Origin of the sequence: Actibacterium sp. 188UL27-1 (genome assembly GCF_016901225.1) — a bacterium.
Lineage (GTDB): Bacteria > Pseudomonadota > Alphaproteobacteria > Rhodobacterales > Rhodobacteraceae > 188UL27-1.
The window spans coordinates 1-14,017 of sequence record NZ_JAFEUL010000010.1 but is presented as its reverse complement, the minus strand read 5'-3'; the positions used below and the strand labels follow the sequence as shown (position 1 = coordinate 14,017).

The 14,017-nt window shown below is 59.8% G+C and carries 14 protein-coding genes; 6 read left to right on the top strand and 8 right to left on the bottom strand.

The genetic code is table 11. The features are described 5' to 3' along the window. Positions 1–44 precede the first annotated feature (44 nt). Positions 45–614 carry a tetratricopeptide repeat protein gene (locus IU397_RS13890; protein WP_239479808.1) on the bottom strand — a complete coding sequence of 190 codons (570 nt, stop codon included), beginning with the start codon at positions 612–614 and terminating at the stop codon, positions 45–47. A 73-nt stretch (positions 615–687) separates the two neighbouring features. Between IU397_RS13890 and IU397_RS13885 the strand changes: the two genes are divergently transcribed. Next, positions 688–1,443 (top strand): rhomboid family intramembrane serine protease, encoded by a 756-nt coding sequence (locus IU397_RS13885; protein WP_204414663.1) that lies wholly within the window; start codon positions 688–690, stop codon positions 1,441–1,443. A gap of 16 nt (positions 1,444–1,459) precedes the next feature. On the opposite strand, the gene IU397_RS13880 is transcribed toward IU397_RS13885, so the two are convergent. From IU397_RS13880 to IU397_RS13870, 3 genes are all read right to left on the bottom strand, one after another. Further along, the gene (locus IU397_RS13880; protein ID WP_204414661.1) at positions 1,460–1,660 is read right to left on the bottom strand and encodes a hypothetical protein; all 201 of its coding nucleotides are present in this window, start codon (positions 1,658–1,660) and stop codon (positions 1,460–1,462) included. Between the two features lie 39 nt (positions 1,661–1,699). Further along, a complete protein-coding gene (locus IU397_RS13875) occupies positions 1,700–2,488 on the bottom strand; it encodes an inositol monophosphatase family protein (RefSeq protein ID WP_204414659.1) in 789 nt (262 codons plus the stop codon). Positions 2,489–2,596: 108 nt separating this feature from the next. Beyond that, positions 2,597–3,523, bottom strand: coding sequence for a LysR family transcriptional regulator (locus IU397_RS13870; RefSeq protein ID WP_204414657.1), 927 nt, complete (start codon positions 3,521–3,523; stop codon positions 2,597–2,599). Positions 3,524–3,614: 91 nt separating this feature from the next. Here IU397_RS13870 and metF point away from each other — a divergent pair, with 91 nt between their 5' ends. Together metF and IU397_RS13860 are read left to right on the top strand one after the other, a co-directional pair. Continuing rightward, the gene (metF, locus tag IU397_RS13865; RefSeq protein WP_204414655.1) at positions 3,615–4,481 is read left to right on the top strand and encodes a methylenetetrahydrofolate reductase [NAD(P)H]; all 867 of its coding nucleotides are present in this window, start codon (positions 3,615–3,617) and stop codon (positions 4,479–4,481) included. Between the two features lie 38 nt (positions 4,482–4,519). Then, positions 4,520–5,005: a PaaI family thioesterase gene (locus tag IU397_RS13860; protein WP_204414654.1), complete on the top strand. Its 486-nt coding sequence runs from the start codon at positions 4,520–4,522 to the stop codon at positions 5,003–5,005. Positions 5,006–5,023: 18 nt separating this feature from the next. Here IU397_RS13860 and IU397_RS13855 read toward each other — a convergent pair whose 3' ends face one another. From IU397_RS13855 to IU397_RS13840, 4 genes are all read right to left on the bottom strand, one after another. Next, positions 5,024–5,680 carry a TenA family protein gene (locus tag IU397_RS13855; protein ID WP_204414653.1) on the bottom strand — a complete coding sequence of 219 codons (657 nt, stop codon included), beginning with the start codon at positions 5,678–5,680 and terminating at the stop codon, positions 5,024–5,026. Between the two features lie 122 nt (positions 5,681–5,802). After that, the gene (locus IU397_RS13850; protein ID WP_204414652.1) at positions 5,803–6,876 is read right to left on the bottom strand and encodes a DUF2235 domain-containing protein; all 1,074 of its coding nucleotides are present in this window, start codon (positions 6,874–6,876) and stop codon (positions 5,803–5,805) included. A 40-nt stretch (positions 6,877–6,916) separates the two neighbouring features. After that, complete coding sequence (locus IU397_RS13845) at positions 6,917–9,217, bottom strand: xanthine dehydrogenase family protein molybdopterin-binding subunit (protein WP_204414651.1); 2,301 nt, start codon at positions 9,215–9,217, stop codon at positions 6,917–6,919. Positions 9,218–9,415: 198 nt separating this feature from the next. Continuing rightward, a complete protein-coding gene (locus tag IU397_RS13840) occupies positions 9,416–9,592 on the bottom strand; it encodes a hypothetical protein (RefSeq protein WP_204414650.1) in 177 nt (58 codons plus the stop codon). A gap of 117 nt (positions 9,593–9,709) precedes the next feature. Here IU397_RS13840 and IU397_RS13835 point away from each other — a divergent pair, with 117 nt between their 5' ends. The 3 genes from IU397_RS13835 (at position 9,710) to IU397_RS13825 (ending at position 13,960) form a co-directional block, all read left to right on the top strand. Further along, positions 9,710–12,832, top strand: a complete 3,123-nt coding sequence (locus IU397_RS13835; RefSeq protein ID WP_204414649.1) for a valine--tRNA ligase — start codon at positions 9,710–9,712, stop codon at positions 12,830–12,832. Positions 12,833–12,963: 131 nt separating this feature from the next. Then, positions 12,964–13,719 (top strand): metalloregulator ArsR/SmtB family transcription factor, encoded by a 756-nt coding sequence (locus IU397_RS13830; protein WP_204414639.1) that lies wholly within the window; start codon positions 12,964–12,966, stop codon positions 13,717–13,719. A 4-nt stretch (positions 13,720–13,723) separates the two neighbouring features. Continuing rightward, complete coding sequence (locus IU397_RS13825) at positions 13,724–13,960, top strand: hypothetical protein (RefSeq protein ID WP_204414632.1); 237 nt, start codon at positions 13,724–13,726, stop codon at positions 13,958–13,960. Positions 13,961–14,017: the final 57 nt, after the last annotated feature.

The following is a 14,017-nucleotide window of genomic DNA, read 5'->3' as shown; positions in this document are numbered from 1 at the left end:
CCCCTGCCATCTGCGGCATAGGCTATTTCGGTGGCCCAGTCCCCCTAAATGTCGTCCCCGTCCGGTTCGACCAGGAACCGGCGTTCGGGCAGCCAAGGGTTCAGGGCCAGTGCATCACGCAAAACCTGTTGCGCCTCGTCATTGCGGCCAAGCCCCATCAGCGTCAATGCCCGTCCGGATAAGGCGCCGATGTGATCCGGCACCAGATCCAGGGCTTTTTCCAGATCGACAAGGGCTGGCCCATAATCCTGCCGAATGAAAAAGATGAAAGCGCGCTGGTTGTATCCTTCGGCATAGCCCGGGCATTCGACGATAAGCGCCTCGAACGCGATCATCGCCGCATCCAGATCAAACGTGCTGCGCCGCTGCAGCCCCTCATCCAGCAAATCCTGGGCGTGGGGCGTGGGGGCCGCGGCCCAGATCTCCCACAGCTGATCATTGATCGCCCGGGCCGTCATCTCATCCGGCGCCATGCGCAATTGTGCCATCAGATCGGCCTTGCGATCTTGATCCACGACGACCGGCGGGCAGGCTTGGGCCAGCGCAACACCCGGGCTGATCACCAAAAGCAACAATAAAACGACAACGCGCAACATCGCGGCAGCATGCGTCATTCGCAGGCCCGGTCAAGTCACGGGTGAGGCAACGCGCCTTGACCACCCTAAACCGGTGAGGCAGCGTTGCGGCATGTTCCCGTTGCGTGATCACAACCCGTCAACCCGTACCGCCTATGTCACATACATGCTGATCGCGGCAAATGTGGGTATCTTTCTCAGCTACGTGCCGCTCTTCAGTAACGCCCAGGCGCTCTACCAGTTCTATGACAGCTGGGCGCTGATCCCGGCCCGGTTTGAATTGCACGGCTATGTCAGTTCCATGTTTCTCCATGGCGGTTGGATGCACTTGATCGGCAACATGCTGTTTTTGTGGATTTTCGGGGACAACCTTGAGGATGAGATGGGCCATGGCGGGTTCCTGCTGTTCTATCTGGCAAGCGGCGTGGCCGCAGGATTCGCCCATACCCTGTCGGATCCCGCATCGACGGTGCCGACGGTCGGGGCATCCGGTGCCATTGCCGGGGTCATGGGGGGCTACTTGTTGCTTTTTCCAAAGGCGCGTGTGGACGTCCTGTTCATCTTTATCATCTTCTTTCGCATCATCCCCTTGCCGGCATGGGTCATGCTGGGCGTCTGGTTCGGGCTGCAACTGTTCAACGGCGCGTCCAGCGATGGTGGCGCAGGCGTTGCTTATTGGGCCCATGCCGGTGGGTTTGCGATTGGTATGGTCTTTGCTTTGCCCACCTGGATCCGCCTTGGTGGCCCGACATTCTGGAGCCGCACGGAAGGCCATCCGCCCCATCCCGAAGCTCAGTATGCCCGATCCAGCATTCCCAGCGTACCCCGGCGGCGAACCCGCATTCCGCGCGCCGGACGACGTCGGTAGCAGCACAGCGCAGGGATCAGTAAGTGGCAACCTCAAGGGCAGACAGGGCCGCGCCCAGCTTGTCCGAAAACAGCACGATACCGTCGGTGACCACGCTCATCACGGCAATCGTCAATGCAATAGCAACCGCCGTCAGCATCACCCAATCGACGGTCACGGCGCCGCTCTCATCTTCAAAGAATTGGCAGGCCGCTTTATGGTGTTTCGCAAGATCCATAAAGGTGGCGTGCCATCACATTGCGGCGGGAAAATGGCGTCAACCGGTGCGAATGACCCGAGAAAATGGCGCAAACATGGCACCCGATGCAGCAATCACCGCGCCATCCTCCAGAATGTTTCCATCCTGGGAAATCGGTTCGACCAAACCACCGGCTTCGCGGATGATCACCAGTCCCGCCGCCAGGTCCCAGGCATTCAGCCCGCGTTCCCAGAACCCGTCATACCGACCGGCCGCCACATAGGCCAAGTCAAGCGCCGCAGCCCCCCAGCGCCGGACGCCTGCGCATTGGGGCAAAAGGCGTGCATGCTCCTGAAGACTCTGTGGCAGGCCAGGCCGCCCCGCAAACGGCATGCCGGTGGCATAGACCGTCTCCATCATATCGACCCGGCCCGACACCCGCAGACGACTTTCATTGACCCAGGCACCCTGGCCTTTCTCTGCGAAAAACAACTCATCCTTGGCGGGGTCAAAGATCACTCCGGCCACAACCTCGCTCTTGTGCTCCAAGGCGATTGAGACCGCCCAATGGGGCATTCCGTGCAGGTAATTGGTTGTGCCATCCAACGGATCGACGATCCAGCGTCTGGTCGGATCTTCGCCCTCCTCCGCGCCGCCTTCTTCAGCCAGCCAGCCATAGGTGGGGCGCGTGCCCCGCAAATCTTCCTTCAGGATCTTTTCCGAGGCCAGATCGGCGCGGCTCACGAAATCGCCCGGCCCCTTGCGACCGACCTGCAGGTTTTCGACCTCCCGAAAATCCTTGGCCAAATTGCGTCCGGCACGCCGCGCCGCCTTGATCATCAAATTCAGATTGGCACTTCCAACCATGGTGGGGCTCCTCTTGTCACGCGGGGGCGTACCCCGCGCACTTCACAGGCGCAACCGCCTGCGGCCCGGACGGACCACGCCAACCGATCCCAAAACCCTCACAGGAGGTCATTTCGTCAGGTCGTCGACCATGCCGCGTTGCAGCTTGACCGGTTCGGTCCGGGCCAATCCCAGAACATGGGCCATGTAGGGCTTTTCCACGTCCTCCTGCCGGGTGGCCGCGTAAAGCCGCCGGGTAATCCCATCCGCAGTCAGGGACCGCGTGACATAGTCCGAACTGTAGCGAACCTCCCGCACGACCCAGTCCGGCAGGACCGAAACGCCACGATTCGACGCGACCAACAGCAGGATCACCGCGGTCAGTTCAACCTGACGAATGCTGCGCGGCTCAACCCCCGCAGGCATCAGAAGCTGACTGAACACATCCAACCTGCTGCGCTCGACCGGATAGGTGATCAGGGTCTCACCACGGAAATCCTCCGCCATCACGTGGTCTTTCTCAGCCAAGGGATGGCGGCTGGACGCCACGAAGACGGGCTCATAATCGAAAAGCGGTGTGAATGTGACACCGGGCAAATTCTCCGGATCGGAGGACACGACCAGATCGACCTCTTCTTTCATCAACGCAGGCAGGGCATCAAAGGCAAGGCCCGGGCGAATATCCACATCGACATCGGGCCAGGCTTTGCGAAACTGCTCCAGCACAGGAAAAAGCCATTCGAAACAGGCATGACACTCAATCGCGATATGCAACCGCCCTGACTTACCTTGCCGCAGTCCGCTGAATTCTTCTTCCAGCGCCTGTACTTCCGGCAGGATCCGATTTGCCGCCTTCAGCAACCGCAGCCCCGCTTCGGACAATTTCAGGGGCTTTGACCGGCGCACAAACAGTTCGATCCCGGTCTGCGCTTCCAGCCCCTTGATCTGGTGGGACAAGGCGGATTGGGTAATGTTCAAGATATCGGCAGCCCGCGCCAGACCGCCAGCCTCGTGGATCGCGCGGATGCTTTTCAGATGTCGAAACTCGATATGCATGTGGTCCTCATAACCATCTTGAGAATTATGAAATTGCTTCACATCCTACCCTGTGGCATACATGTAATCGACCCCGAAAAAGGACTCTGCCATGCCCGCTCCCAGCGTCTCGTTCGAATTTTTTCCTCCAAAATCGGTCGAGGCCAGCTTTCGGCTCCATGATGCAGTGCAAACCTTGGCGCCCCTGGGTCCTGAATTTGTGTCGGTCACCTATGGGGCGGGCGGCACAACCCGAACGCTCACGCAGGAAGCGGCCCACGCCATTCACAGCACGTCGGGCTTGGCCGTTGCGGCGCATTTGACCTGCGTCGATGCCAGCCGGGAGGAAACTCTGGCAGTTGCAACGGACTATGCAAAAGCAGGCATCACACAAATCGTGGCCCTACGCGGTGATCCCCCGGCTGGACAAGACACATTCACAGCCCATCCGGACGGGTTCACCGACAGCTGCGATTTGATCCGCGGTCTGCGGGACGTGGGTGATTTCACTATTCGGGTCGGAGCCTACCCCGATATCCACCCCGAAGCAGCCAGCGATACCGCCGATCTGGACTGGCTTAAGGCCAAGATCGATGCGGGCGCCCATGAGGCCATCACTCAATTCTTCTTTGAGGCCGACACGTTCTTTCGGTTTCGCGATGCGGCGGTCAAGGCGGGGATCACCGCACCGATCTTGCCGGGTATCCTGCCGATTGAGAATTGGACCCGCGCGCGCGCCTTTGCCAAGCGCTGCGGCGCAAAGATCCCAGTCAGCCTCGACCAGGCCTTCCAAACCGCAATCCGCGATGATCGGGTTGAACTGCTTTCCGTAGCCCAGGCGACGGAACTTTGCTCGGATCTGCTCAGCGAGGGTGTTGAACACCTTCATTTCTACACACTCAACCGGCCCAGTCTGACACGCGATATTTGCCAGGCGCTGGGTCTGCGGGCGGATACACCTCTGGCCGCCGTCGCCTAACCCATGGACGCCGCGCGCGGGGCTGCTAAAACGGCGACATGTCAAAGCCGCTTTACGCCACCGCGCCAACCGAACTCGTCGACCGCGACACGCTACTGTCAATGTCCGGCCTCGCCTTCATGGAAGGTATTCGTGACGGCACCTTGCCAGCGCCTCCGATCGGTCGGGTCCTTGAATACCGGGTGGATCAGGTTGAGCCGGGTCGCGTGATCTTTCGCGGCACGCCCAGCTTTGACCATACCAATCCGATGGGGACGGTCCATGGCGGCTGGTATGGCACGTTACTCGACTCCGCCATGGCCTGTGCCGTGATGACGACGGTGCCCAAGGGCTCGGTCTACACCACACTCGAATACAAGGTGAACATCACCCGCGGCTTGCCCATCGGGACGGAAATCCTGTGCGAAGGGGTCGTCTCCCATGCCGGTCGATCCACCGGCGTCGCAACGGGCGAGTTGCGCGGCGCGGATGATGGCAAGCTTTATGCCACCGGATCAACAACCTGCATGATCATGGCGGGCTGACTTTCGTCTCAAGGCCGATCAAATCGCCGTTGTGGAATAAGCCTCATCAAAGAAGTCACGCTCGCATCGCACCGCTTTGCCAAATATCTCCGTGACCTCCGCTTTTTCGGCGTCATCCAAGCACGTCCAGATCGTATCAAGCTGGTCGCGAAGATATCCAACGACCTGCTCGAACCCTGTCCCCGTGTGCAGATCGATCCATTCGGCGAACCAGAACGGCAAATTGGGATCATAGTCGGTAAATTGCTCCGCCCAGGACAGATAAGACCATTCCGCCACCACCAGAACAGCCAGCATGCGAGGATAGCTTTGCGACAGACGCGCCGTCTGCATGAGATCCTGAAAGGCAATTGTGGCCGGCCGCGCCGGCACATCTTGGCCATCATTGGGCACACCCAAAGCCTCGAATGACCGCTGGAAGTAAGTGTTTTCCGGACCCGTCACGACCGCCAGAAACTGCGCCGCTGGTATACCATCTTTCAAGGTCGGGACATGGGCGATGGCGCTGGCCAGCAAGCGCACGAACTGATCCAGAAATTTGTAATCCTGGATCAGATAAGCGGCCATGACATCGGTTGAAAGGGTGCCATCGGCCAGATCCCGGCAAAAATCATGGGTGGTCGCCGCCGTCCAATCCGTCAAGAATTGCGTGCGCAGATGTTCCGTGGTGCTCATGGCTAAGGTCCGTCACGAAGATATTTCAGACAGGATACGGGTGGGCACCTGAGATCTGCAAGCGAGAATGGCGCGCCTTATCGATTTGATTTCGCAAGGAAAACGACCCGATCTATCACGGGTCAGGATGGCGATACCGCGTTGGGATCCAGATCATCCTCGGATGTCACCGATGGCAACAAAACGGTGTCGGGGATCCTGGCACGCAAACGGTCCCGTAACATGGCCATGGGGTGGATCTGCTCCGAAGGGTACCGGCCCACAATACGGCGGGCACGCGCCAGAAACAGCTTGGCCCAGCCCTGGCTCAGGCCGACCGACGGCGCCAGCGGATCGGTTGGATAACGATCTTTCCAGCCTTCAGGCAATGTCAGACCGCAGCCATGCGCTTTGTCCAGCATCCAGACCAACGGGATATTGGCCAGATTGCGGGCGGGCTGATACCCTTGGATCTGTCCGCCGACATCGCCATGGGTCCCGGCGAACCACATCTGCTCCACCTTGCCTTCCCACCCTTCGGGCGCATCCCAAAGTTCAGGCTTGAAGGCCATGCGGGTCTCGTCAAGGGCAAGGGCGTGGTAACCGTGTTCGACCACGCTGCTCAGGTGATGGTTGTGAAATTCATGGGCAGGCTGGGAGAATCGCCAGAGCACGGGCGCGCGGATACCAAGCGATTTCACCGTATCCCAGACCCCGATCATCTTGATCGTGACATCCGTCATGCAGTAATTTCGGCGAAACGCCTGGGCTGCGTCGCTATCGGGAGAACAGCGATAATGGCGATAAGCCTCCGCGACCTTGCGATGGGTGGCGCAGGGGCCGGTAATCAAACCCACCTTGTCGATCACACCCGCCAGTGATCGCACCGCAAAGGCGCCGCGCGAGAAGCCGAACAGATAGATGCGGTCGCCTGGTTTATAAGTGGAAGAGAGAAAGCCATAGGCACGTTCGATCTGGCGATTGATCCCGCGACCATACATGACATCACCCATGCCGCGCCAATCTTCCCACTGCACACCCGCCTCATAGAACACGGCGCGGTCTGCCCGCGGCCCCTGTTCCGTCAGCAGTTGATAGGTCATGCCCGCATTGGTCTCGCGCCCCGGAACAAGCGTTGACATGGTCCCGTCCAAAATCACGATCAAATCGCGAGGACGTCGCTGTGGCCGCGCCGTCAAACGGCCAGAGACCCGCATGCGATTACGTTGCCGCAACCGCTGCCAGGCGGCTATGCGCCTACTCGGCCGCAAGGGGTGTCTGGTGCAGCATCTGCCACATCCTGTGAGGGGTGAAAGGCATGTCGACCTGGCGCAACCCGGTCTCCCAAACCGCATCCAGAACACCATTCGCAACAGCTGCGAGCGCACCAACGGTGCCCGCCTCGCCGCATCCTTTCATGCCCATGGGGTTGTTCTTCGAAGGAATGGTTTCCGTGTAAAATGCAATCATGGGAACATTGTCCGCACGCGGCATGCCGTAGTCCATAAACGTTGCGGTGAGAAGTTGACCGCTTTCGTCAAACACAACGTGTTCGGTCAAGGCTTGACCGATCCCCTGGGCGACCCCGCCATGGACCTGGCCCTCTGCGAGCATGGGGTGAATCAAGTTGCCGAAATCGTCAGTAACCGTGTATTTGGCCACTTCGACAGTGCCGGTATCAGGGTCAATCTCCATCTCGGCGATGTGGCAGCCATTGGGATAGGATCTGCCAGGCAGCGTCGCCTTGCCGTCATGGCGCAGCAGTTCTGGCCGTGCGTCATTGCGCGCCATAGCCGCGACCTCCATCAGGTCTGGCGTCTGATTGCTGTGTTCCGAGCGAAAATGTCCGTCGTCAAATGTCACCGTATCCTCCGGAACATCCAGTTTGGCGGCGACATATGGCGTCAATGTGGTGATCATCGTATCAATCGTGGCAAGTGTTGCCGTCGACTGGACGGTCACGGACCGGGACCCACCCGTCCCCCCACCAGATTTGATCCGATCACTGTCGCCCTGAACGATTCGAATGGCGTCCATCGGCAGACCGCTCTGGTCGGCCAGGAACTGGGCATAGACCGTTTCATGCCCCTGCCCGTTGGATTGGGTGCCGACATAAAGGTTAACCGTGCCATCATCGTTGAACTCAATCGCCGCGCCCTCGGTCGGGTCACCCAGGATCGATTCGATGTAGTAGCACACGCCCAGCCCGCGCAATTTGCCTGCCACCGCACTGTCGGCCTTGCGGGCAGCGAACCCGTCGACATCGGCGGCATCAGCAGCACGGGTCATCACGCGGTCGAACTCACCCACGTCATACACCTCGCCCACGACAGTCTCGTATGGGAATGCGTCGGGTTTGATGAAGTTGCGGCGCCGCAACTCCCAGGGGTCCACCCCCAACTCCCGCGCCGCATAATCCATCACCCGCTCCAGCACATAGATCGCCTCGGGACGACCGGCCCCGCGATAGGCATCAACTTGCGTGGTGTTCGTGAAAATGCCTTTAACAGACAGATACGCCGTCTGAATATCGTAGGTGCCCGCATAAACCTTGGCGAACAGATCCGTCTGGATCGCCTGGGCAAATTCGGAATTATACGCTCCCAAATTGCACATGCTATCAACGCGGTAGGCGGTGATTTTCAGATTTTCATCGAAACCAATCTCCGCCAACGACGTCAGATCACGCCCGGCATTGTCGCTCAGCATCGCCTCGGTCCGTTCGGCGAACCAACGCACGGGTTTGCCAACCTCCCGCGCCGCAATCGCGACCATGTAGTATTCGGGATAGGTAAAGCCCTTCATCCCGAAACCACCGCCGACGTCAGGCGTGGTGACCCGCACCTGATCTGGCTTGATCTTTAGCGCCTTGGACAGCCGATCCTTCATGCCCCAAACGCCCTGCCCGCCGTAACATAGGTGTACGCGGCCATCTTCGGTCCATTCGGCAAAGGCGCCCCGCGGCTCCATCGAATTCACGATGATCCTGTTATCCGCCACGTCCAGCTTGACCCGGTGGGCTGACGCCGCCAGCGCGGCATCGGTTGCGTCCGCATCGCCAAGACCCCAGTCAAAGGCCACATTATCCGGTGCGGCCTCGTAGATGGCCGGCCCCCCCGGTGCAACATTCAAAGACGCGTCTAACTCCTCATAGTCGAACTCGATCAGCTCGGCCGCTTCCTTGGCCGCATTCGCCGTCTCGGCCACGACCATCGCGATGGGCTGCCCTACGAACCGCACGCGCCCGCTGGCCAAAAAGGGCCGTTTGGTCGCCACGCCGCGCGACCCATCCAAATTGCGCATGATCGCCGCCGGAATGTCCGACACGACACCGGCCGCCTCCAGGTCCTCCGCCGTCAAGACCAGGGCGACACCCGGCACGTCCCGTGCAGCAGAGACATCCAACCCCGTTATCTCGGCATGGGCGACCGGAGAGCGAAAGAAGACAGCATGCAAGGCATGCGCCGGAGCAAGGTCATCCACATAGGCGCCCGTCCCGGTCAGAAACCGGCTGTCTTCGACCCGCTTGATCGTCTGACTTTCCCCAAATTTCTGCATCGCGCCGCTCCCGGATCTGAAGTGTTACGAGCGGACACTAGTCTTGCGATCCGAAATGAAAAGGCCCGAACGTGATATGCCCCACGGACATCCGCAGCGTCAGGCCCCGCGCGGCCCAACTGATCGCGCATCCTACATCATTGCCGCAGCACAGCGCGCGGTGAAGACACGAATGTAGTCACCCGGCGATGATCCGGCTCAATTGACCCACAACCGGTTGGGGTCATCACCGTCGATCCAGACCTGATCACCCTCCTCCAACCCGGGCAGTTCGCGGCTGATATGGGTGGCCGAGGTATTGGCCAGAAAATCCGTCGCCGCCACGGTCCATTCAAACCCAGAAATCCCCAGGATCAGCGCGTCCAGATATCCCAAGGCAGCAGCCAGACGCCGCGGCGGCTGGCCCCTAATGGCGTGACGCAAACACCCCCAACCCTTCCCCTCCCCGCGCGAAGCCGCTATCCCGTCGCCCAATCGACAGGAGCGCATCCCATGCCCATGGAAAAGACCTTCAACGCCGCCGAGGCTGAACCCCGCCTGACCGCAGCCTGGGAACAGGCGGGCTGCTTCAAGGCAGGTGCCAACAAACGCCGGGACGAGACGTTCTCGATCATGCTCCCGCCGCCCAATGTCACCGGGTTTCTCCATGCGGGCCACGCCTTCAACCACACGCTGATGGACATCCTGACGCGCTGGAAACGGATGCAGGGTTATGACACGCTCTGGCAACCGGGGCTCGACCATGCGGGCATCGCCACGCAGCTTGTCGTCGAACGCCAACTGGCTGAGCAAGGCAACGAATCCCGTCGTGAAATGGGCCGCGACAAATTCCTGTCCAAGGTCTGGGAATGGAAAGCCATGTCCGGCGGCACCATCGTAGAACAGGACAAGCGCCTGGGCGCCTCCATGGACTGGTCCCGCCTCGCCTTCACCATGAACGGTGCCGAAGGTCAGCCCGAGGCCGACCGCGCAGGCCCCAACTTCCACGACGCCGTCATCAAGGTCTTCTGCAAGATGTACGAAGACGGGTTGATCTACCGCGGCAAGCGCCTGGTCAACTGGGACCCCCATTTCGAAACCGCCATCAGCGACCTCGAAGTCGAAAACACCGAAGTCGACGGTCATATGTGGCACTTCAAATACCCGCTCGCCGGCGGCGAAACCTATGAATATGTGGAGAAAGACGAAGACGGCACTGTCACCCTGCGCGAAACGCGCGACTACATTTCCATCGCCACGACCCGGCCCGAAACCATGCTGGGCGACGGCGCGGTCGCCGTCCACCCCTCCGACGAGCGCTACGCCCCGATCGTGGGCAAGCTCTGCGAAATCCCGGTCGGGCCCAAGGAACACCGCCGCTTGATCCCGATCATCACCGATGACTACCCGGACCCAGACTTTGGCTCCGGCGCGGTCAAGATCACAGGAGCCCATGATTTCAACGATTACGGCGTCGCCCAGCGCAATGGCATCCCGCTCTACGCGCTCATGGACACGAAGGCCCAGATGCGCACCGACGGCCTGCCCTATGCCGAGGCCGCCGCCAAAGCGGGCAAAATCACCCGCGGCGAAATCGAGGCTCCAAAAGACGCGACCGAGATCAATCTGGTGCCGGAGGACTATCGCGGCCTCGACCGCTACGACGCCCGCGACAAGATCGTGGCTGACATCAACGCCGAAGGCCTCGCCGTCACGGTCGAAAAGACCATCACAGATGATGAGGGGGGCGAGGCGCAGGTCCGGGTCCCCCTAGTCGAGAATAAGAAAATCATGCAGCCCTTCGGCGATCGCTCCAAGGTCGTGATCGAACCCATGCTCACCGACCAATGGTTCGTCGATGCCGAAAAGATCGTGGGCCCCGCCCTCGACGCCGTCCGCAATGGCGAGACCAAGATCATCCCGGAGTCAGGCGAGAAAACCTACTACCACTGGCTCGACAATATCGAGCCCTGGTGCATCTCCCGCCAACTCTGGTGGGGTCACCGCATACCGGCTTGGTCTGGTCCCCGGAAAGAAGAGCTTGCCAGCCTTGGCGATAATGAAAGCCGGACAGTTCACACTTCCCGAAACCCAATGTACTTCGTCGCAGCTAACGAGCACGAGGCGCTGGAGAAGGCGAAAGCGTATTATGACGATGAGACCGCGGTTGGATTTTACTTTGATGGTATCGATCCCGATCAACAATTGATTGATGGCCAATCAGTCTATCGGTTCGGAAAAGGCGGCCATCCATTATACGATCCCGATAAGAACAAGTTTTACGCCACTGATAAGTGGGTACAGCTTACACGCGACCCCGACGTCCTCGACACGTGGTTCTCCTCCGGCCTCTGGCCCATCGGCACCCTTGGCTGGCCGGGGAAGGAGTGGGAGGACATACGCCGCTACCACCCGACCTCCGTCCTGATCACCGGCTCTGACATTCTGTTCTTCTGGGTCGCCCGGATGATGATGATGCAACTCGCCGTCGTGGGTGAAAAACCCTTCCACGACGTCTACCTCCACCAGCTTGTCCGCGACGCCAAGGGCGTGAAGATGTCCAAGGTCCTGGGCAACGTCGTCGACCCGCTGGAAATCATCGATGAGTTCGGCGCCGACGCGCTGCGGTTCAATAATGCCGCCATGGCCTCCATCGGTGGGGTGCTGAAACTCTCCACCGACCGGATCAAGGGCTACCGCAACTTCACCACCAAGCTGTGGAATGCCTGCCGCTTTGCGGAGATGAACGGTGTCTTCGATGCGCATGGTTTGTGCATAGATTGTGCATCGGATGTGCATGCCCAAAACACCCTGAACAAATGGATTATTGGGGAGGTCGCGCGGGTCCGCGAAACCGTCGATGCGGCCCTCGAAACCTACCGCTTCAACGATGCCGCAAACGCCCTTTACGCCTTTGTTTGGGGCAAGGTCTGCGACTGGTACGTCGAATTCTCCAAGCCCATCCTGCTCGAAGATCACCCCGCCCAGGAGGAGACCAGACAGACCATGCGCTGGGTCCTGGAACAGTGCATGATCCTGCTGCATCCCATGATGCCCTTCATCACCGAAGAGCTGTGGGGGACCCTGGCCAAGGCCGACAAGATGCTGGCCATCAGCGACTGGCCTACCTACCAAGCCATTGATTTACTTGATGAAAATTCTGATCGCGAAATGAATTGGGTGATCAACCTGATTGAGGGGATCCGCTCCGCCCGCCAGCAAATGCATGTCCCCGCGGGGACACATATTCCGCTCGTGGCCACCCAGATGGACAACGCAGCGCAAGCGGCGTGGGGCAATAACGAGACCCTCATCAAACGCCTCGCCCGTATCGAAAGCCTCTCCATGGTCGACACCATGCCCAAGGGCTGCGCCGCCGTCGCATCCGCGGGTGCGACGTTCGGCCTGCCCCTCGAAGGCATCATCGACGCCGGCGAAGAAACCGCCCGCCTCACCAAATCCCTGGGCAAACTGGAAAAGGAACTGAACGGCCTCACCGGCCGCCTGAATAATCCAAAGTTCATCTCGAGCGCCCCCGAAGACGTCGTCGCGGAAAACCGCACTCGCCAGGCTGAACTGACCGAAGAGATCGCAAAGATGAAGGACGCTGTCGCGCGCCTCGCTGAACTCGGATAGCCTATCCATCTGAAAACAAGTCGCTTTGTGATAAATGCCGCCCTCACAATTGTGGGGGCGGTTTTATTTGTGGCCCCTCCGTCACGTAACCTTATTGACACGTGACTAAAGAATCACCTATTGTTATTTCCATGGATACGATCTTCAAAGCCCTGAATGACCCGACCCGCCGCGCGATCCTCGATCACCTGCGCAACGAGGACGGCCAATCCCTGACCCAGCTCGAAGAGCGGTTAGAGATGACCCGGTTCGGCGTCATGAAGCATTTGAAAGTGCTGGAGGAATCCGGCCTCGTCGTCTCCACCAAGAAGGGGCGGTTCAAGTATCACTACCTGAACGCGGTGCCCCTACAGGAGGTTATCGACCGCTGGATCGAGCCCCTAATCGCCAAGCCCACCGCCCGGGGGCTGCTTGACCTGAAACACCATCTTGAAGGAACCGACATGCTCGACGTGACATCCAAACCCGATTTCATCCACCAAACCGTTATTCGCACGACCCAAGACACCCTGTGGGATGCCCTGACCCAAGCCGATCAAGTGGCCCAATATCACTTCTCGTGTGACGCGGCCGAAGGCGATGCCGAGGTCGGCAAGCCCATGAAAATGCTCCGCAAGGACGGCTCGACGATGCTCACGCAAACCACGCTGTCGCTGGAGCCGAAGACCCGGATCGAGATGACATTTGAACCCAATTTTGGCGATGGCGACAACACGCCCAGCCGCGTCGTGTTCCTGATCGACGTCGAAGGCGACCACTGCAAACTGACTTGCGAGCACTACGACATCCCCAACGCCCATAGCGGCGTAAAGGAAGGTTGGGCGCGCCATGTCGCGTCGCTCAAATCATGGCTGGAAACTGGCCAACCCATTAAGCTGGAGGGATAATTAGATGACCACCGAGTTATTGTACCTGACCCTTTCGGCCATCCTTGCCGCTAGCCTGCGGGTGCCCTTCATCGCGGGCGTGAACGCTGAGGATCAAGATTTAACCGATTTCACCCGGCCACCGGCCTTGACCGACATGCGCCCCCGGGTTCACCGCGCGTTTCGCGCCCACCAGAGTAAGCGGTGCGTATGGGTCACGCGCGTTTCAGGTTTACGCTGGTTTGAAGTTCCAGGGCAGTAGTTCGTCGAGGTGGGAGTTTGGATGACCATTTGCGATCGCTTCGAGCGTCACCTTGAT